The following is a 19,793-nucleotide window of genomic DNA, read 5'->3' on the forward strand; positions in this document are numbered from 1 at the left end:
CTCGCTCCTACAGAAATTTTTTGCTGTGCAGTTAAACCTGCGACTGGGCGCCTTCGAACCACGCCAGCTTCTGACGCAGCAATACCACTTCGCCTACGATCACCAAGGTCGGTGCATGTACTTCATGCTCCGCGACCAAGGTCGGCAGGTCTTTCAACGTGCCGGTAAACACTCGCTGGTTTGACGTGGTGCCTTGCTGGATCAGGGCCGCCGGGGTGTCAGCCGAACGACCGTGGGCAATCAGTTGTTCGCAGATGATCGGCAAACCAATCAAGCCCATATAGAACACCAGGGTTTGCGCCGGGGCGACCAGGTCGTTCCAAGGCAAATTACTGGTGCCGTCTTTCAAATGCCCGGTCACGAAACGCACCGATTGCGCATAGTCGCGATGGGTCAGTGGAATACCGGCATACGCCGCGCAACCACTGGCAGCGGTAATGCCCGGCACCACCTGGAAGGGAATCCCGTGGGCTGCCAGCTCTTCGATTTCCTCGCCACCACGGCCAAAGATGAACGGGTCGCCGCCTTTAAGCCGCACCACGCGCTTGCCTTGCTTGGCCAAGTCCACCAGTTGCTGGTTGATCTGGTCTTGCGGCACCGCGTGATCAGCACGGCGCTTGCCGACATAGATACGCTCGGCATCGCGGCGGCACAATTCGAGAATGGCAGGCGCCACCAAGCGGTCATACAGCACAACGTCCGCTTGTTGCATCAGACGCAATGCGCGGAAGGTCAGCAGGTCGGGATCACCCGGCCCAGCACCCACCAGGTAAACCTCACCGGTGGTTTGCGCCGCTTCACCGGCAATCTTGGCTTGCAGCAAACGCTCGGCCTCAGCGCCTTGCCCGGCCAATTGACGATCAGCGATCGGCCCCTGGAAAACGTCTTCCCAGAAGCCGCGACGCTGCTGCACATCCGGGAACAGGTGTTTGACCTGCGTGCGGAAACGCGCGGCAAGGCCTGCCAACTGTCCGTAAGTCGAAGGAATCCAGGTTTCAATCTTGGCGCGAATCAAACGCGCCAGCACCGGCGCATCGCCACCACTGGACACGGCGACGATCAACGGCGAGCGATCGACGATGGCTGGGAAAATCACGCTGCACAGCGCGGGCGCATCGACCACGTTGACAGGCACACAACGACGATGGGCATCAGCGGACACTTGAGCGTTGAGCGGCTCATCGTCAGTTGCGGCGATAATCAGCACGCACCCGTCAAGGTCGGCTTCAACATAGCCTCGCAATACCTGCTCCCCGCCGCTACTGTTTACCAACTCGCACAGCTGTGGCTCTATCGCGGGCGCAACGACCCGCAGTACCGCACCGGCGTCGGCCAGCAGCCGGGATTTGCGCAAGGCAATCTCCCCGCCACCGACCACCAGTACACGGCTGCCACGCAGGTTATGAAACAGCGGCAGAAACTCCATTTAGCCGATGACCTCGATACCGCCCATGTAAGGCTTGAGCACTTCAGGTATGCGGATCGAGCCGTCTGCCTGCTGGTAGTTTTCCAGCACGGCCACCAGCGTGCGGCCTACGGCCAGGCCGGAACCGTTGAGGGTATGAACCAGTTCAGGCTTGCCGGTTTCGGTATTACGGAAACGTGCCTGCATACGACGGGCCTGGAAGTCGCCGCAGTTAGAGCACGACGAGATTTCGCGGTATTTGTCCTGGCTCGGTATCCACACTTCCAGATCGTAGGTCTTGGTGGCGCTGAAACCCATGTCGCCGGTGCACAGCGCCAAAGTGCGGTATGGCAGTTCGAGCAGTTGCAGTACTTTTTCGGCGTTGCCGACCAGGCCTTCCAGTGCCTCCATCGACGACGACGGCTCAACGATCTGCACCATCTCGACCTTATCGAACTGGTGCTGGCGAATCATGCCGCGGGTGTCACGGCCCGAAGCACCGGCTTCACTGCGAAAGCATGGCGTGTGCGCCACGAACTTGATCGGCAGTGCTTTGTGATCGACGATCTCGCCCGCCACGATGTTGGTCAGCGACACTTCGGCGGTTGGAATCAGGTACAGATCGGCTTCACCTTCACGGGTGATCTTAAACAGATCTTCTTCGAACTTGGGCAACTGGCCTGTGCCCTGCAGCGCAGGCGCCTGCACCAGATACGGCGTGTAGGCCTCTTCGTAACCGTGTTCATTGATGTGCAGGTTGATCATGAACTGCGCCAATGCACGGTGCAGGCGCGCGATCGGCCCACGCAGCAAGGCAAAACGGGCGCCGGACAGCTTGGCGGCGGTTTCAAAGTCCAGCCAGCCGTGCTGCTCGCCGAGTGCAACGTGGTCCTTGATCTCGAAATCAAATGCCTTCGGCGTGCCCCAGCGGCGAATTTCAACGTTGTCGTCTTCGTCCGCGCCGACCGGTACCGATTCATCCGGCAGGTTCGGCAGGCTCAACAGAATAGAGTCCAGCTCGCTCTGGATCGCGTCCAGCTCAACTTTGCTGCTGGCCAGATCGGTGCCCATGGTTTCCACGCTGGCCATCAGCGGCGCAATGTCTTCACCGCGTGCCTTGGCCTGGCCAATGCTCTTGGAGATGGCATTGCGTTCAGCCTGCAGACGCTCGGTCAGGGTTTGCACTTCTTTACGCTTGGCTTCCAGCGCGTCGATGCGCGCCACGTCCAGCTTGAAGCCACGGGATGCCAGGCGATCCGCTACGTCCTGCAGGTTCGTACGTAACAGTTTGGAATCGAGCATGTCGGTTTCTCGTTTATCAAAGTTTGGTCAGGGACAGGCCAGCCCAGGTTGCAAGCAGCCCGCCGAATACGCTGAGGGCCGCATAGCCCAGCGCCAATAGCACTTGCCCGCTTTCAAGCAGGCGCACCGTATCCAGTGAAAAGGATGAAAAAGTGGTCAAACCGCCCAAGAACCCGACCATGAGCCCAGCGCGGACTTCAATCGGGACTTCCGGACGGATCAAAAATAGTCCGTAAAGGACGCCAATCAGCAGGCAGCCCACGATATTAACGGCCAATGTCGCGGTATAGAAGTGCTTTGGCCAATTGGCGGTCACCCAGTTGCCCGTGGCGAAACGCAATAACGTGCCGGCTATGCCACCCACCGTCACCGCAGCGATCAAAGGAATCAAGGTTTTCTCCGCTGCAGAGGACTGGCACGATCAAGGGCGGCCAGGTGTTTGAGCTTCTCGCCAATCTTCAATTCAAGCCCGCGCGGCACGGGTTGATACAACGCCAACGGCTCCAGCTCATCAGGGAAGTAGTCTTCCCCGGCCGCGTAGGCATCAGGCTCGTCATGGGCGTAACGGTATTCGTCGCCATACCCCAATTGCTTCATGAGTTTGGTCGGCGCGTTGCGCAAATGCAGCGGAACTTCGAGCGAGCCGTACTCGGCGGCACTGCGCAGCGCCGCCTTGAAGCCCATGTACACCGCGTTGCTTTTCGGCGCACAGGCCAGGTAGGTGATCGCCTGGGCCACGGCCAACTCGCCTTCGGGGCTGCCCAGTCGCTCTTGCACATCCCAGGCCGCCAGGCACAGGCTCAAGGCCCGCGGATCGGCGTTGCCGATGTCTTCACTGGCCATGCGCACCACCCGGCGCGCGATGTACAGAGGGTCGCAGCCGCCATCGATCATGCGGGCAAACCAGTACAGCGCGCCGTCCGGGTTTGAGCCACGTACCGATTTGTGCAAGGCCGATATCTGGTCATAAAACGCTTCGCCGCCCTTGTCGAAACGGCGCTGGGTGTCACCTAACAAGTTATGCAGCAGGTCTACGCCAATTTCAGTGTGGTCTTCGGCAAGGTCCGAGGCGTTTTCCAGCAAATTGAGTAAACGCCGCCCATCGCCGTCGGCCGCCCGGAGCAACGTTTCAAAGCCCTCATCGCTGAGGGTCAGGCCGCGTTTGCCCAGGCCTTTGTCTTCAGTCAGTGCGCGGTGTACCAACTTGCGCAGCGCCGCTTCGTCGAGGCTCTTGAGCACGTAGACCCGCGCCCGTGACAGCAGGGCGTTGTTCAGCTCAAAGGACGGGTTTTCGGTGGTGGCGCCGATAAAAATCAGGGTGCCGTCTTCAACGTAAGGCAAGAACGCATCTTGCTGTGACTTGTTGAAGCGGTGCACTTCGTCGACAAAAAGAATGGTCCGCCGCCCGTACTGGCCGGCTTGCTGCTTGGCGATTTCTACCGCCTGGCGGATTTCCTTGACCCCGGCCAGCACCGCCGAGACCGTCTCGAAATGAGCGTCAGAGACTTCGGCCAGCAACCGCGCCAGCGTGGTTTTACCCACGCCCGGCGGGCCCCAGAAGATCATCGAGTGCAGCGCGCCCTGCTCCAGCGCTTCACGCAAGGGCTTGCCGCGTGCGAGCAGGTGTTGTTGACCGACATACTCATCCAGGTTGGTCGCCCGTAGACGGGCGGCCAAGGGTTGGGCAATCGGTGCACTTCGAAACAGATCCATAGAGCGTTTGAAACCTCGTCCAGGGCTTATTCCTGGATGACATCAGCCCCTTTCGGGATATCGAACTTGAACTTGGAAGCCGGGATCGGATCGTTAGCCTTGACCCCGGTGAACAGCAAGTCGGTACGCTGACCCACGCTGTCAACCAAACGCATGTTATTGATCAAGCCACCGCGAAACGACAGATTCAAAGAGTCGAAAAGGGTGTCTTTGGTTTTTGGCTTGAGGGTGAAATCTATCACCTCGCCGGCTTGTTTTGAGGTGATGTCAAAACTTTCACTGATTTTCGAGACATCGCCCGAAAGCAACAAGGCCGGGGTCTGGGTCAGACGCTGATCCAACTTTTTGATGGTGACCTGCTCCAGGTCCGGATCCCACAAGGTGACTTTCTGGCCGTCGGAGACCATGGTTTGCTCATTTGGCGCATCGGTGTGCCAGTAGAACAGCCCCGGACGCTGCAAGGCCATTTGCCCTTTAGTGTCCTGCAACTGAGTGCCGCTGCCATCCAGCGTCAACTGGGAAAAGTTGGCGGTCAGTGTTTTGGAGCGTTCCAGAAGGCTGGTCAGGCTCTGTACATCCGCCGGAGCGGCACTGGCGGAAAAAGCAGTAAAAGCCAAAACCGGTAGCAACAACATGCTGACAAAACGCATGGATATCCTCATTGATTAGTTGATCCCTGCTCGCGCGCACGCGGCGAGCAGATCAGTCGCGCATTGGAGCCGGCGCTATCACTTCGCGCGAGCCGTTGGTGTTCATCGCGGTCACGACCCCGGCCATTTCCATGGACTCGATCATGCGTGCCGCGCGGTTGTAGCCGATTTTCAGTTTGCGCTGGACCGCAGAGATAGAAGCACGACGGCTTTCGAGCACGAACTGGACAGCTTCGTCGTACAGCGCATCGGTTTCGGCGTCATCGCCTCCTTCGCTGCTGCCGCCATCAAAACCGCTGCCGGCCTCTTCGACGCCCGCCAGAATGTCATCGTTGTAGTCAGGCGTGCCACGCTGCTTCCAGGCCTCAACCACGCGGTGCACTTCATCATCAGACACGAACGCGCCGTGTACCCGGATAGGCAGGCTGGTGCCTGGTGGCATGTAGAGCATGTCACCGTGGCCCAGCAACTGCTCGGCCCCACCCTGGTCGATAATGGTCCGCGAGTCGATTTTGCTCGACACCTGGAAAGCCATACGGGTCGGAATGTTGGCCTTGATCAGACCGGTGATCACATCCACCGACGGACGCTGGGTCGCGAGGATCAAGTGAATCCCGGCAGCCCGCGCCTTCTGGGCGATACGGGCGATGAGTTCTTCGACCTTTTTACCGACGATCATCATCATGTCGGCAAATTCGTCGACCACCACCACGATGGTCGGCAGCTTGGTCAGCAGCGGTGCTTCATCATGGATGCTTTCGCGTTTGTACAGCGGATCGCTGATGGGCTCGCCTGCCGCTTCAGCGTCCTTGATCTTCTGGTTGAAGCCGGCCAGGTTTCGTACGCCCATCTTGGCCATCAGCTTGTAGCGGCGCTCCATCTCGGCCACGCTCCAACGCAGGGCGTTGGCCGCGTCCTTCATGTCGGTCACCACCGGGCACAGCAAATGCGGGATGCCTTCATAGATCGACAGTTCAAGCATTTTCGGGTCGATCATGATCAGCTTGGCGTCGTCCGGCCCGGACTTGAACAGAATCGACAGGATCATGGCGTTCACGCCCACGGACTTACCGGAACCCGTGGTACCGGCCACCAGCAAGTGCGGCATTTTTGCCAGGTCGGTGATAACAGCCTTACCGCCGATATCATGACCCAGGGCCAGGGTGACCGGCGATTTGGCATCATCAAACTCAGAGGTCGACAACACTTCGGAGAAACGCACGATCTGGCGGTCTTCGTTAGGGATTTCGATACCGACCGTGGTTTTGCCCGGAATCACTTCCACCACCCGCACACTGGTCACGGCCAGCGAGCGCGCCAGGTCCTTGGCCAGGTTGGCGATCCGGCTGACCTTGACCCCGGCTGCCGGCTGGATTTCGTAACGGGTAATCACCGGGCCCGGGTGAATCGAGTCCACTGCAACTTCAACCCCGAATTCCTTGAGTTTGATTTCAAGCAAATGGCCGACGGCGGCCAGCGATTCAGGGGAGTAATTGAGTTGCTTCTTCTCCGCCGGGTCCAGCAACGAGATCGGTGGCAGCGTGCCTTCAATCGCGCTGTCGACAAACAACGGCACCTGTTTTTCTTTCTGCACGCGCTTGCTGGGCTCCGGCGCTTTGGCCGGGGCTGGCGTGATCACCGCCGGCACGTGTTTCTCGCGCTCGGACATGTGTTTGCTCAGCGCCTGCTCACGCTCGATCAGGCGCTCCTTGGCCTTGGCTTGCTCACGCTTGTCGGGGACGCTTGGCGCCACGACTTCATTGACGCGGGTATCAACTTCACGCAACTGGGCAACCAATTGCTTACGCTCATTACGGTCCGACCACCAGCGATTGGCGGCCCCCTGGATCAATTCGAACAGGTCGAGGGTGATCTTGCCGGTCACGTCCATGACCTTGAACCACGACAGATCGGTAAAAACCGTCAGACCAAACAGGAACAAGGCAATCAGCAGCAGCGTGCTGCCTTGAATGTTCAGGACATTTTTCGCCAGGTCACCGAGGCTCTCGCCCAGTGCACCGCCAGCGCCTGCGGGCAAGCCGCTGGCCGAATGGAAATGAATATGCGCCAGCGCCGCCCCCGAGAGCACCAGGAAGATCAGGCCGACCAGGCGCCATGAAAACAGCAGGCCGCTCCACTGCCAGGGCTGATGCCGCTCGCGAAAGATCTGATAGGCCTTGATCGCCAGCAACATCGGGAAGATGTAGGCGAAATAGCCGAGCACCATGAACAGGATATCTGCACTGTAGGCGCCCACCGGGCCGCCAAAGTTCTGCACGTCCACTACGCGACTGTTGTGACTCCAGCCTGGGTCGTCCTTACCGTAGGTCAACAAAGCCATCATCAGAAACAGGCATAGAGCGCCAATAGCGAGCAATGCACCTTCCTTGAGCCGGTAGTGCAGTTGCTGACGCCAGAGTGGAACTGTTTTAGGTGCTGCTGTGGATTTCTTCAAAACGCGTCTTTTCCTGCGCCTGTGGCGCGCCCAACGATTGATTGACTGCAAAATACTGCTCAATTCGAGCAGGTGACAAGTTCAGACATGAAACTGGACTAGCCTTGCACACAGCCTTGTAATATGACTCGTCACCCGATGACCAGCCCGCCATGGGGTGCGGTGAGTGTTGTGCAGTTTAGAACAGCTCAAACAGGCGAGCCATTGTACGGGTTTAAGCCGTGGATGCCACGCTGACGCCCACGGCGGATGTTTCAACATGCGCCAACCTGAGAGCCGTTAATTTGAGCATGCATTGCCTTTTGTGACAAAGACTTAAAGCAGCGCCAATACTGCCATGGACGCGCTCGACTCAGACCGCGTCTACGCGGCAGAGTTGCAGCCCCCTCCCCTCTTCTGTAAGACCGATTGCCATGCTGACCTGGTTAAAACGCGACACCCTGACCTTCCCGCCACTGAAAATGGCCATGCGCGAACCCAATGGACTGCTCGCGGCAGGCGGTGATTTGTCTGCCGACCGACTCATCCAGGCCTATCGGCATGGCTGTTTCCCTTGGTTCTCCGAAGGCCAGCCGATTCTCTGGTGGTCACCCGACCCTCGCACGGTGTTATTCCCCGAAGAGCTGCATGTGTCCCGCAGCCTGGCCAAACTGTTGCGCCAGCAACGTTACCAGGTGAGTTTCGACCAGGACTTTGAAGGGGTTATTCGTGCCTGCTCTGCGCCACGAAGCTACGCCGACGGCACATGGATTACCGAAAAAATGCAAACTGCCTACATCGAACTTCATGCACGCGGCCATGCGCATTCGGTTGAGGTCTGGGACAACGGCGAACTGGTGGGCGGCCTGTACGGGCTAGCCATGGGCCAGCTGTTTTTTGGTGAATCCATGTTCAGCCGCGCCGACAACGCCTCAAAAGTGGGCTTTGCTACGCTGGTCAGCCACTTGAAGGCATGGGGGTTTGTTCTGATTGATTGCCAGATGCCAACCCAACACCTGCAAAGCTTGGGCGCACGATCAATTCCTCGCGAACAGTTCGCCGATTTTCTGCACAACCATCTGGATCAGCCTTCAACTGCGCAATGGCCCCGTAACGAGAGCTAGGCTTTCGTAGGCGAGTTTTGCCAGCTGGCTTACACTTAGTTCAAAGTTTTCCCTGAGGGCCAATCATGACCGAGCTGGCGCGCCTGAAGTTTTATGCCACTCAACCTCACGTTTGCAGCTACCTGCCCGACGAACAGGCGACTACGCTGTTCCTCGATCCCAGCCAGCCGATGGATGTGCAGGTGTATGCCGATTTGTCCGAGATGGGCTTTCGTCGCAGTGGCGACCACCTTTACCGCCCCCATTGCGTTAAATGCGATGCCTGTACCCCGGCGCGCATCCCTGTTGCCACGTTTGCTCCCAATCGCCAACAAAAACGTATTTTCAAACGCAATGCCGACCTGCAGGTCACGGCTGCCAAGCCGAGCTTCACCGATGAGTACTTTGATCTCTATCGGCGCTACATCGAACAACGGCACGCAGACGGGGATATGTTCCCACCTAGCCGCGAGCAGTTTTCAACGTTCCTGGTGCGTGACCTGCCATTTTCGACCTTCTACGAGTTCCGCCTGGACGGACGGTTGCTGGCGGTAGCGGTCACTGACGTCCTGCCCAACGGTTTGTCAGCGGTCTATACGTTCTATGAACCCGACGAAGAGCGTCGCAGCCTGGGTCGCTACGGGATTCTCTGGCAAATTGCCGAAACTCACCGCCAGGGGCTGCATGCGTTGTACCTCGGGTACTGGATCAAGAACTGCAAAAAGATGAATTACAAGACCGAATATCGGCCCATTGATCTGCTGATGAACCAGAGATGGAGCACTCTTTACTGAACCCCTTGGCTTAAACCCTACTTTTCGGGCACAATGCACGCCGCTTTTGCCTGGCGCAGTTGCACCGGGCCATTCACTGGACACCGAGGGCTTTACTGCATGTCGAAAGAAGACAGCTTCGAAATGGAAGGCACTGTCGTCGACACCCTGCCCAACACCATGTTTCGTGTGGAGTTGGAAAATGGGCACGTCGTAACCGCGCATATTTCCGGCAAGATGCGCAAGAACTACATTCGTATTCTTACCGGTGACAAAGTGCGCGTCGAACTGACGCCCTATGACTTGAGCAAAGGGCGCATCACCTACCGCGCTCGTTAATCAAGTCAATACAAGACGCCCGGCTCTGCCGGGCGTTTTTGTTTGCCTGAGATATGACGAACGCCTGCCCTGACTCCAGGAGCGAGCTTGCCTCGCGATCTCTTGATCTAAGCCCCCCTCACCCTAGCCCTCTCCCGCAGGAGAGGGAACCGATTGGGGGATGCTGAAGATACTCACTGGTCTGCTTGCTACGCGACAGCGCGGCGTCGAAGACGAGGCGGCAACCCTACAGGGTGCACCTATAAAAAAAGCGCCTTTCGGCGCTTTTTTTATTTCACGGTCACATCAAGCCATTTCAACATCTGTTTCAAACTCGAAGACCAACTCACCGTCTTTGAGGTCGATGTTAACCACACCGCCGTGATCAGCCAGCTCACCAAAGAGAATCTCTTCAGCCAGTGGACGCTTGATTTTGTCCTGAATCAGACGCGCCATCGGGCGGGCACCCATGGTCACGTCGTAGCCGCCAGCCGCCAGCCAGCCGCGCGCGGCATCGGTCACCACCAACTGCACGTGTTTGTCTTCCAACTGCACTTGCAACTCGGTGAGGAACTTGTCCACCACGTGTTTGATCACTTCATGGCTGAGGCGACCAAATTGAATGATGGTGTCCAGGCGGTTACGGAACTCAGGGGTGAAGCTCTTCTTGATCACTTCCATTGCATCGGTGGCGTGATCCTGCAGAGTGAAGCCGATCGATGCTCGCGAAGCCGTCTCTGCACCCGCGTTAGTGGTCATGATGATGATCACGTTACGGAAGTCGGCCTTGCGCCCGTTGTTGTCGGTCAGCGTGCCGTGGTCCATGACCTGCAGCAGCAGGTTGAAGACCTCAGGGTGCGCCTTCTCGATTTCATCCAGCAGCAGGACGCAATGCGGCTGCTTGGTGATGGCTTCGGTCAACAGACCGCCCTGGTCGAAGCCCACGTAGCCTGGAGGCGCACCGATCAGGCGTGACACGGTGTGACGCTCCATGTACTCGGACATGTCAAAGCGGATCAGTTCGACACCCAGCGCCTTGGCCAACTGACGTGCCGCTTCGGTTTTACCGACACCGGTCGGACCTGCGAACAGGAAAGAGCCCACTGGCTTGTCAGGCGACTTGAGCCCGGCTCGCGACAGCTTGATAGCGGTCGACAAGGAGTCAATCGCCGCATCCTGGCCAAATACCGTCAGCTTGAGGTCACGCTCCAGGTTACGCAGCAGCTCTTTGTCAGAGCTGGAGACGCTCTTGGGCGGAATACGGGCAATTTTCGCCACGATGTCTTCAACCTGCTCCACATCAATGCGCTTGACGCGTTTTTCAGCCGGTTGCAGACGCTGGAATGCACCCGCCTCGTCGATCACGTCAATGGCTTTGTCCGGCATGTGCCGATCATTGATGTAGCGCGAAGCCAGCTCAGCCGCCGAACGCAGCGCGTCATCGCTGTATTCGATGCCGTGATGTTGCTCGAACCGCCCCTTTAGGCCGCGCAGGATGCCGATGGTGTCCTCTACCGAAGGCTCGGATACGTCGACTTTCTGGAAACGACGCGCCAGCGCACGGTCTTTTTCAAAGATCCCGCGAAATTCCTGGAATGTGGTCGAACCAATGCAGCGAATCTCACCCGAGGACAGTAGCGGCTTGAGCAGGTTGGAAGCGTCCATCACGCCCCCAGACGCCGCGCCCGCACCAATGATGGTGTGGATTTCATCGATAAACAAAATCGCCTGCGGACGCTTTTTCAGCTCGCCAAGCAAGGCCTTGAAGCGTTTTTCGAAATCACCGCGGTACTTGGTACCGGCCAGCAAGGCGCCCAGGTCCAGTGAGTAGACAATGCTGTTGGCCAGCAGGTCCGGCACCTGGTTGTCGACAATACGTTTGGCCAGGCCTTCGGCAATCGCGGTTTTGCCTACGCCTGCCTCGCCCACCAGCAGCGGATTGTTTTTGCGGCGACGCGCCAGGATCTGCGCAACGCGCTCAACTTCGGTTTCACGCCCCACCAGCGGATCGATACGACCTTGGCGCGCCAGCTCGTTCAAGTTGCTGGCGTAAGCATCCAGAGGATTGCTTGAGGAAGTCGATTCACCGCCCTCCTCATCTTGCATTTCGTTCTCGCCTTCGGAATGGTCACCGTGGCCCGGCACCTTGGAAATGCCGTGCGCAATGAAGTTGACCACATCGATGCGCGCAACGCTCTGCTGCTTGAGGAAAAACACCGCTTGGCTTTCCTGCTCGCTGAAAATCGCAACCAGCACATTGGCGCCGGTGACTTCTCGCTTGCCGGAACTTTGCACATGAAACACGGCGCGCTGCAGGACACGCTGGAAACCCAGGGTCGGCTGAGTTTCACGGTCTTCGTCGTGGACAGGGATCAGGGGCGTGGTGGAATCAATAAACTCTTGCAGGTCATGCTTGAGTTTGTCGAGGTTTGCGCCACAGGCGCGTAGAACGGTTGCGGCCGCCTCATTATCCAGGAGCGCTAGAAGGAGGTGCTCGACCGTCATGAACTCATGACGCTTTGAGCGGGCCTCCTTGAAGGCCAGATTGAGGGTGACTTCGAGCTCGCGATTTAACATGGCTTCACCTCATACCCAAGTGGTCGGCGTTAACCGTCCTTCTCGATTTCACAGAGTAGCGGATGCTGGCTTTCGCGTGCGTACTGGTTTACCTGCGCCGCCTTCGTCTCGGCAATATCACGGGTAAAGATGCCGCACACGGCCCGTCCTTCTGTATGAACGGCCAGCATGACCTTGGTCGCCAATTCGCGATTCAAGTTAAAAAACACCTCAAGCACTTCGACAACGAAATCCATGGGTGTGTAGTCATCGTTGAACAAAACCACCTTGTACATCGGCGGCGCCTGGAGCGCAGGCTTAGCCTCTTGCACAGCCAAGCCAGCGGAGTCTTCGTCATCAAAATCGGGCTGATCTTGATTGGATGTTAGTCGAATCTGGCTGATTGCATGCATGGAAAGAAAGGTTCGTCTTTGATCGATTACAGTGATGGTGGCAGACAGAGCAAATTTCAACTGCGCCGCCGCGTGACCTTGACTATCGGTAAAACGGTGTTACAACCAATAGAACCCACAGTGGGTAACAAAGGTCCGTGCAGTCAACCATATTTCGTGGTTTCTGCGCGAGTGAACTGGATGATACTCCAGTGATGGAGTTGTTTGCAGCAGAGGGAGATGAGTATGCAAGGCAAGGTCAAGTGGTTCAACAACGCCAAAGGCTTCGGCTTCATCAATACGGAGGCCAAGGAAGGCATCGACGAGCATGGACACCCCATCGACTTCTTTGCCCATTTTTCAGCCATTCAGATGGACGGTTACAAGACGCTGAAAGCAGGCCAACCTGTTAGCTTCGAAATCATTCAAGGGCCAAAAGGCCTGCACGCCGTTGCGATCACCGATGCAAAGGTGCTCACGCCATCCCCCGTGACTGCATCAGGGACCAACCGCCTCTCGGTCTGAGCCCCCAAGCACAGCTCGTGATCAAAAAACGGCCGATTCAATCACAGGAATCGGCCGTTTTTTTATGCCGTCGACTCGGGAAAATGATCCCCCCGGGCGCTGCCAAACGTCTGCAAAAGCCAGTAAAAACGGGGATAACACGGTAAAAACAAGGACATATTGCCGCAGGATCTTAGACCAATGGATGATTTGTGATACGCCGCCCCCCTCGCAGCAACCTTAGTGACCTATGTATACTGCGCGGGTGACCACGGAGTCACCCAGATATACCAACTGGAATGAGTCTTTCAGGCCTAGAAAGGCTGAGCCGTTACCCCGGCTCGACCGCTTGACGCTCTACTGATGCATTCACATCACCGCTAAGAACCTCGACTTTCGGCTCATTGTTCACTGTGTACGAAAGCGCCTACCCTGCGCATCTCGAGTATCTGAGCACGCTCAGCAAAGAAGAGAGTTAATCCGAAATGCCCAACCGTTCGAAGATCATCTACACCTTCACCGACGAAGCTCCGGCGCTCGCCACCTATTCACTGCTGCCTATCATCGAGGCCTTTACCGCCAGCGCTGATATCGCCGTTGAGACGCGCGACATCTCTTTGGCAGGCCGCATCCTCGCCAGCTTCCCCGAGCAATTGGGTGACAAGGCTGTAGCAGACCACCTCGCCGAACTGGGCGACCTGGCTGTTACCCCTGAAGCCAACATTATCAAGCTGCCCAACATCAGCGCATCGGTTCCTCAGCTGCAAGCTGCCATCAAGGAACTGCAAGCACAGGGCTTCAACATCCCGGACTACCCGGAGACTGTAACCACTGACGCCGAGAAAGAAATCAAGGCGCGTTACAGCAAAGTCATGGGCAGCGCCGTAAACCCGGTATTGCGCGAAGGCAACTCTGACCGTCGCGCCCCGCTGTCGGTCAAGAACTACGCTCGCAAGCACCCGCACAAAATGGGCGCCTGGACCGCAGACTCCAAGTCCCACGTTGCGCACATGAGCGAAGGTGACTTCTACGGCAGCGAAAAAGCCGCCACGGTAGAAGCCCCGGACAACGTCAAAATCGAATTGATCGCTCAAGACGGCACCACCACCGTCCTGAAGGAAAAAACCGCCGTACAAGCCGGCGAGATCATCGATTGCTCCGTCATGAGCAAAAACGCCCTACGCAAGTTCGTAGCGGCCGAAATCGAAGACGCCAAGAAACAAGGCGTGCTGTTCTCGGTTCACCTGAAAGCCACCATGATGAAGGTTTCCGACCCAATCATGTTTGGTCAGATCGTGGCTGAGTTCTACAAGGACGCGCTGGCAAAACACGCTGACGTCCTGAAAGAAATCGGCTTCAACCTGAACAACGGCATTGGCGACCTGTACGCCCGCATCAAAACCCTGCCTGCCGACAAGCAAGCTGAAATCGAAGCCGACATTCAGGCTGTTTACGCGGATCGCCCTGCACTGGCGATGGTGAACTCCGACAAAGGCATCACCAACCTGCACGTACCGAGCGACGTCATCGTTGACGCCTCGATGCCAGCCATGATCCGTGACTCCGGCAAAATGTGGGGCGCTGATGGCCAACTGCATGACGCCAAGGCTGTGATCCCGGATCGCTCCTACGCCACCATCTACCAGGCCACGATCGAAGACTGCAAAAAGCACGGCGCTTTCGATCCGACCACCATGGGCAGCGTGCCAAACGTTGGCCTGATGGCACAAAAAGCCGAAGAGTACGGCTCGCACGACAAAACCTTCCAGATCAAGACCCCAGGTGTTGTTCGCGTTACCGACAGCAACGGCAACGTGCTGATGGAGCAAAAGGTTGAGGAAGGCGACATCTGGCGCATGTGCCAGGCCAAAGACGCGCCGATCCGCGACTGGGTCAAACTGGCCGTCAACCGCTCCCGCGCCAGCAACACCCCGGCCGTTTTCTGGCTGGACCCTAAACGCGCCCACGACGCCCAGATGATCAAGAAGGTAGAAACCTACCTGAAAGATCACGACACCAGCGGCCTGGACATTCGCATCATGTCGCCTGTCGAGGCCATGAAGTTCACTCTGGAACGCACCCGTGCCGGCCTGGACACCATCTCGGTGACCGGCAACGTACTGCGCGACTACCTGACTGACCTGTTCCCGATCATGGAGCTGGGCACCAGCGCCAAAATGCTGTCGATCGTACCGCTGATGAATGGTGGCGGTCTGTTCGAAACTGGCGCAGGCGGTTCGGCACCCAAGCACGTACAACAACTGCTGGAAGAGAACTTCCTGCGCTGGGACTCCCTGGGTGAGTTCCTGGCACTGGCAGCCTCCCTGGAGCACCTGGGCACGACCTACAACAACGCGAAAGCGCTGGTGTTGGCCAAGACTCTGGACCAGGCCACCGGCCAGTTCCTCGACAACAACAAATCGCCATCGCGCAAAGTCGGCAACATCGACAACCGCGGCAGCCACTTCTACCTGGCGCTGTACTGGGCTCAAGCCTTGGCCGCGCAGACTGAAGACAAAGCGCTGCAAGCCCTGTTTGCCCCAGTGGCAAAAGCCATGACCGAGAACGAGGCAAAAATCGTTGCCGAACTCAACGCCGTGCAGGGCAAGCCAGTCGACATCGGTGGTTACTACCACGCTGACGCCGACAAGGTGAGCACCGTAATGCGCCCTAGCGCCACACTGAACGCGATCATCGCTTCACTGGTGTAAGAGCAACAGGCAACAGCACAGACCCCGGCCCACGACGCCGGGGTTTGTGTTTTCAGGGCGCTCGCAACTGTGCAATCGCTGCCGAAGGCTTCAGGTTTTGGGATTGACGCAAACTTTCTGTAGCATCAAGGAATATTCCCCCAAAAATCGAGAACCACCTCAATGGAATGGAAACCCCACATCACCGTTGCCACGGTCGTTGAAGACAATGGCCGTTTTTTAATGGTTGAGGAATACAGCGGCGAACGCGCCGTGCTCAACCAGCCCGCCGGGCACCTGGACCCAAACGAAACCCTGATAGAAGCCGCCGTGCGCGAAACCCTCGAAGAAACCGGCTACGACGTCGAGCTAACCGGGGTCATCGGCATTTATTTGTACACAGCCCCGAGCAATGGCGTCACCTATCAGCGCGTCTGCTTTGCCGGTAAAGCGCTCAAACACCATCCTGACTACACCCTGGACACCGGCATCATAGGCCCGCAATGGCTGACCCGTGACGAGCTACTAGCCCAACGCCACCGCTGGCGCAGCGAGTTGAGCCTGCAGTGCATCGACGATTATCTGAACGGTCAACTGTTCGACCTCACGCTAATCCGTCCTTCGGTTTAGCCTTGAACGCTCGGGCCTGATAGAATCGCGTCCTTTTTCAAGACACTCATTGAAACCTTATGCGTGATCCAGCCTTAGTCGCCCCCGAACAACAGCGCGTCATCGTCGGCATGTCCGGTGGTGTAGATTCTTCCGTTTCCGCCGTTCTGCTCATGGAGCAGGGCTATCAGGTGGAAGGCCTGTTCATGAAGAACTGGGAGGAAGACGACGGAACGGATTACTGCACCGCCATGGACGATCTGGCAGACGCCCAGGCCGTATGCGACAAAATCGGTATCAAGCTGCACACCGCCAATTTTGCCGCCGAATACTGGGACAATGTCTTTGAGCACTTCCTGGCCGAATACAAGGCCGGACGCACGCCCAACCCAGACATCCTGTGCAACCGCGAAATCAAGTTCAAGGCGTTCCTCGACTACGCCCTGATGCTGGGCGCCGACCTGATTGCCACCGGCCACTACGTTCGCCGTCGCGACATTGACGGCCGCACAGAGCTGCTCAAGGGCCTTGATCCAAACAAGGACCAAAGCTACTTCCTGCACGCCGTGGGCGGCGAACAGATTGCCAAGACTCTGTTCCCGGTCGGCGAACTGGAAAAACCGGAAGTTCGCCGCATCGCCGAAAAACACGGCCTGGCTACCGCCAAGAAAAAAGATTCCACGGGTATCTGCTTTATTGGCGAACGCCGCTTCAGCGACTTCCTCAAGCAGTACCTGCCTGCACAACCGGGCGAAATCAAAACCACCGAAGGTGAAGTGATCGGCCGCCACCATGGCCTGATGTACCACACCATCGGCCAGCGTCAGGGCCTGGGCATTGGCGGCCTCAAAGACGCCAGTGACGAGCCGTGGTACGTGCTGATCAAAGACCTGGAGCACAACGAGCTGATCGTCGGCCAGGGCAACGATCATCCGTGGTTGTTCTCCCGCGCCCTGCTCGCCTCAGAGATCTACTGGGTCAACCCGGTCGACCTGAGCAGCCCGCTGCGCCTGACCGCCAAGGTCCGCTATCGTCAAGGCGACCAGCCTTGCACCCTGGAAAAGACCGCTACCGGCTACCGCGCCACCTTCGACGACCCGCAGCGCGCCGTTACCCCCGGCCAGTCCGTAGTGTTCTACGACGGTGATGTCTGCCTGGGCGGCGGCGTGATCGAAGTGGCCGAGCCGTGGACCAGCAAGGGCCATCGCGCATGAACACCATTCAGGAGCAACTGGTAGCCCTTGGCGGTGTGTTCTTTGCCGCCGTGCTGGTAGACAAGATCGCCAAGACCGGCCAGATCAGCGAAACCGATCTGGCCTGCATGCTGGGTAGCTTGCTGGTCCGCGACCCAAAGGACACGCTTGAAGTCTATGGCGGTGACGACATCAACCTGCGTGAAGGCTACCGGGCACTGATTGGCGCCCTCGAGCGCGACCCCAACACCCTGCAGCGCGAACCGCTGCGCTACGCGCTGTCGATGCTGGGTCTGGAGCGTCAACTGGCCAAGCGCGACGACATGCTCGAGCTGATCAGTAAGCGTCTGCCACAGATCCAGTCACAGGTTGAGCACTTTGGCCCTGCCCACGAAAACGTGGTGGCGGCCTGCGGCGGGCTGTACCAGGACACCCTGAGCACCCTGCGCCAGCGCATCCAGGTCCACGGCGACATGCGCAACCTGCAACAACCGAATAACGCGGCAAAAATTCGCGCGCTCCTGCTGGCCGGTATTCGCTCCGCCCGGCTGTGGCGCCAATTGGGTGGTCATCGCTGGCAGCTGGTTTTCAGCCGCCGCAAGCTGCTCAAAGAGCTCTACCCGATGCTGCGCGGCAACTGAAACACGCCAGCACACACCTTGTAATGTCGTTATGCGCAAGACGCCGGTCAGTTGGCAACGGACCGGCCGTTTTTTTCATGTATGATACGCGCCCTATTTCGTTGCCCGACTGTCCGAGAACACCCCATGCAGCTCTCTTCGCTCACTGCGGTTTCCCCTGTTGACGGCCGCTACGCCGGCAAAACCCAGGCCCTGCGCCCAATTTTCAGCGAGTACGGCCTGATCCGCGCTCGCGTTCTGGTTGAAGTTCGCTGGCTCCAGCGCCTGGCTGCTCACGCTGCCATCCCTGAAGTACCCGCCTTCTCCACCGAAGCCAACGCCGTTCTGAACGAACTGGCCGAGAACTTCTCTCTGGAGCACGCCGAGCGTGTGAAAGAGATCGAGCGCACCACCAACCACGACGTAAAAGCCATTGAGTACCTACTCAAGGAACAGGCTGCCAAGCTGCCTGAACTGGCCAAAGTCAGTGAATTCATCCACTTTGCCTGCACCAGCGAGGACATCAACAACCTGTCCCACGCCCTGATGCTGCGTGAAGGCCGTGATGATGTGATGCTACCGCTGATGCGCCAGACTGCCCAAGCCATCCGCGAGCTGGCCATCCGCTTCGCTGACGTGCCGATGCTGTCGCGCACCCACGGCCAACCGGCTTCCCCAACCACGTTGGGCAAAGAGCTGGCCAACGTGGTTTACCGCCTTGAGCGTCAAATCGCCCAAGTCGCTGCAGTCCCGCTGCTGGGCAAGATCAACGGCGCTGTGGGCAACTACAACGCCCACCTGTCGGCCTACCCGCAGATCGACTGGGAAGCCAACGCCCGCGCCTTCATCGAAGACGAACTGGGCCTGAGCTTCAACCCGTACACCACGCAAATCGAACCTCACGACTACATCGCCGAGCTGTTCGATGCTATTGCGCGCTTCAACACCATCCTCATCGACTTCGACCGCGATATCTGGGGCTACATCTCCCTGGGCTACTTCAAGCAGCGCACCATCGCTGGCGAAATCGGCTCCTCGACCATGCCGCACAAGGTCAACCCGATCGACTTCGAAAACTCCGAAGGCAACCTGGGTATCGCCAACGCCCTGTTCCAGCACCTGGCCAGCAAATTGCCAATCTCCCGCTGGCAGCGCGACCTGACCGACTCCACCGTGCTGCGCAACCTCGGTGTCGGCTTTGCCCACAGCGTGATCGCATACGAAGCCAGCCTCAAAGGCATCAGCAAGCTGGAGCTTAACGCACCAAAAATCGCCGCAGACCTGGACAACTGCTGGGAAGTCCTGGCCGAGCCGATCCAGACCGTGATGCGCCGCTACAACATTGAAAACCCGTACGAGAAGCTCAAGGAACTGACGCGTGGCAAGGGCATCAGCCCTGAAGCCCTGCAAACGTTCATCGACGGCCTTGAAATGCCGGAAGCGGCCAAGGCCGAGCTGAAGTTGCTGACGCCTGCCAACTACATTGGCAACGCGGTCGAGCAAGCCAAGCGCATCTGACTGCTGCAATGAC

The 19,793-nt window shown here is 58.1% G+C and carries 17 protein-coding genes; 9 read left to right on the forward strand and 8 right to left on the reverse strand.

The features are described 5' to 3' along the window. Positions 1 to 31 precede the first annotated feature (31 nt). From cysG to NTD86_RS17575, 6 genes are read right to left on the reverse strand one after another with little or no spacing between them, the layout of a single operon-like run. A complete protein-coding gene (gene cysG, locus NTD86_RS17550; RefSeq protein ID WP_262204049.1) occupies positions 32 to 1,426 on the reverse strand; it encodes a siroheme synthase CysG in 1,395 nt (464 codons plus the stop codon). Continuing rightward, a complete protein-coding gene (gene serS / locus NTD86_RS17555; RefSeq protein WP_262204051.1) occupies positions 1,427 to 2,707 on the reverse strand; it encodes a serine--tRNA ligase in 1,281 nt (426 codons plus the stop codon). A gap of 16 nt (positions 2,708 to 2,723) precedes the next feature. Next, entirely contained in the window at positions 2,724 to 3,098 is a 375-nt protein-coding gene (gene crcB, locus NTD86_RS17560) for a fluoride efflux transporter CrcB (RefSeq protein ID WP_262204053.1), read from the reverse strand. Then, the gene (locus NTD86_RS17565) at positions 3,095 to 4,420 is read right to left on the reverse strand and encodes a replication-associated recombination protein A (protein WP_262204055.1); all 1,326 of its coding nucleotides are present in this window, start codon (positions 4,418 to 4,420) and stop codon (positions 3,095 to 3,097) included. Before NTD86_RS17565 ends, crcB begins: the two co-directional genes overlap by 4 nt. A gap of 26 nt (positions 4,421 to 4,446) precedes the next feature. Next, positions 4,447 to 5,070, reverse strand: a complete 624-nt coding sequence (lolA, locus tag NTD86_RS17570; protein ID WP_262204057.1) for an outer membrane lipoprotein chaperone LolA — start codon at positions 5,068 to 5,070, stop codon at positions 4,447 to 4,449. Positions 5,071 to 5,122: 52 nt separating this feature from the next. Next, positions 5,123 to 7,567 carry a DNA translocase FtsK gene (locus NTD86_RS17575; RefSeq protein ID WP_410016991.1) on the reverse strand — a complete coding sequence of 815 codons (2,445 nt, stop codon included), beginning with the start codon at positions 7,565 to 7,567 and terminating at the stop codon, positions 5,123 to 5,125. Between the two features lie 371 nt (positions 7,568 to 7,938). On the opposite strand from NTD86_RS17575, the gene aat reads away from it, so the two are divergent. The 3 genes from aat to infA all read left to right on the forward strand — a co-directional run bounded on the left by aat (position 7,939) and on the right by infA (position 9,719). Next, a complete protein-coding gene (aat, locus tag NTD86_RS17580) occupies positions 7,939 to 8,628 on the forward strand; it encodes a leucyl/phenylalanyl-tRNA--protein transferase (RefSeq protein WP_262204059.1) in 690 nt (229 codons plus the stop codon). Between the two features lie 65 nt (positions 8,629 to 8,693). Then, a complete protein-coding gene (locus NTD86_RS17585; protein WP_262204061.1) occupies positions 8,694 to 9,401 on the forward strand; it encodes an arginyltransferase in 708 nt (235 codons plus the stop codon). 99 nt (positions 9,402 to 9,500) lie between these two features. Then, positions 9,501 to 9,719 (forward strand): translation initiation factor IF-1, encoded by a 219-nt coding sequence (infA, locus tag NTD86_RS17590; protein ID WP_002553999.1) that lies wholly within the window; start codon positions 9,501 to 9,503, stop codon positions 9,717 to 9,719. Positions 9,720 to 10,004: 285 nt separating this feature from the next. On the opposite strand, the gene clpA is transcribed toward infA, so the two are convergent. Both clpA and clpS read right to left on the reverse strand, forming a co-directional pair. Then, positions 10,005 to 12,275 carry an ATP-dependent Clp protease ATP-binding subunit ClpA gene (gene clpA / locus NTD86_RS17595; protein ID WP_262204062.1) on the reverse strand — a complete coding sequence of 757 codons (2,271 nt, stop codon included), beginning with the start codon at positions 12,273 to 12,275 and terminating at the stop codon, positions 10,005 to 10,007. A 29-nt stretch (positions 12,276 to 12,304) separates the two neighbouring features. Then, complete coding sequence (gene clpS / locus NTD86_RS17600) at positions 12,305 to 12,667, reverse strand: ATP-dependent Clp protease adapter ClpS (RefSeq protein ID WP_262204123.1); 363 nt, start codon at positions 12,665 to 12,667, stop codon at positions 12,305 to 12,307. A gap of 225 nt (positions 12,668 to 12,892) precedes the next feature. Here clpS and NTD86_RS17605 point away from each other — a divergent pair, with 225 nt between their 5' ends. From NTD86_RS17605 to purB, 6 genes are all read left to right on the forward strand, one after another. Continuing rightward, positions 12,893 to 13,171: a cold shock domain-containing protein gene (locus tag NTD86_RS17605; RefSeq protein WP_262204063.1), complete on the forward strand. Its 279-nt coding sequence runs from the start codon at positions 12,893 to 12,895 to the stop codon at positions 13,169 to 13,171. A gap of 464 nt (positions 13,172 to 13,635) precedes the next feature. Further along, the gene (locus tag NTD86_RS17610; protein ID WP_262204065.1) at positions 13,636 to 15,861 is read left to right on the forward strand and encodes an NADP-dependent isocitrate dehydrogenase; all 2,226 of its coding nucleotides are present in this window, start codon (positions 13,636 to 13,638) and stop codon (positions 15,859 to 15,861) included. Positions 15,862 to 16,023: 162 nt separating this feature from the next. Beyond that, the gene (locus tag NTD86_RS17615) at positions 16,024 to 16,470 is read left to right on the forward strand and encodes an NUDIX hydrolase (RefSeq protein WP_262204067.1); all 447 of its coding nucleotides are present in this window, start codon (positions 16,024 to 16,026) and stop codon (positions 16,468 to 16,470) included. Positions 16,471 to 16,529: 59 nt separating this feature from the next. Further along, positions 16,530 to 17,663, forward strand: a complete 1,134-nt coding sequence (mnmA, locus tag NTD86_RS17620; RefSeq protein WP_262204069.1) for a tRNA 2-thiouridine(34) synthase MnmA — start codon at positions 16,530 to 16,532, stop codon at positions 17,661 to 17,663. Then, complete coding sequence (gene hflD / locus NTD86_RS17625) at positions 17,660 to 18,283, forward strand: high frequency lysogenization protein HflD (protein ID WP_262204071.1); 624 nt, start codon at positions 17,660 to 17,662, stop codon at positions 18,281 to 18,283. Before mnmA ends, hflD begins: the two co-directional genes overlap by 4 nt. 126 nt (positions 18,284 to 18,409) lie before the next feature. After that, positions 18,410 to 19,780: an adenylosuccinate lyase gene (purB, locus tag NTD86_RS17630; RefSeq protein ID WP_262204072.1), complete on the forward strand. Its 1,371-nt coding sequence runs from the start codon at positions 18,410 to 18,412 to the stop codon at positions 19,778 to 19,780. The last annotated feature ends 13 nt before the right edge of the window (positions 19,781 to 19,793 follow it).

Source organism: Pseudomonas sp. 7P_10.2_Bac1 (genome assembly GCF_025465935.1).
In the GTDB taxonomy this organism is placed as follows: Bacteria; Pseudomonadota; Gammaproteobacteria; order Pseudomonadales; family Pseudomonadaceae; genus Aquipseudomonas.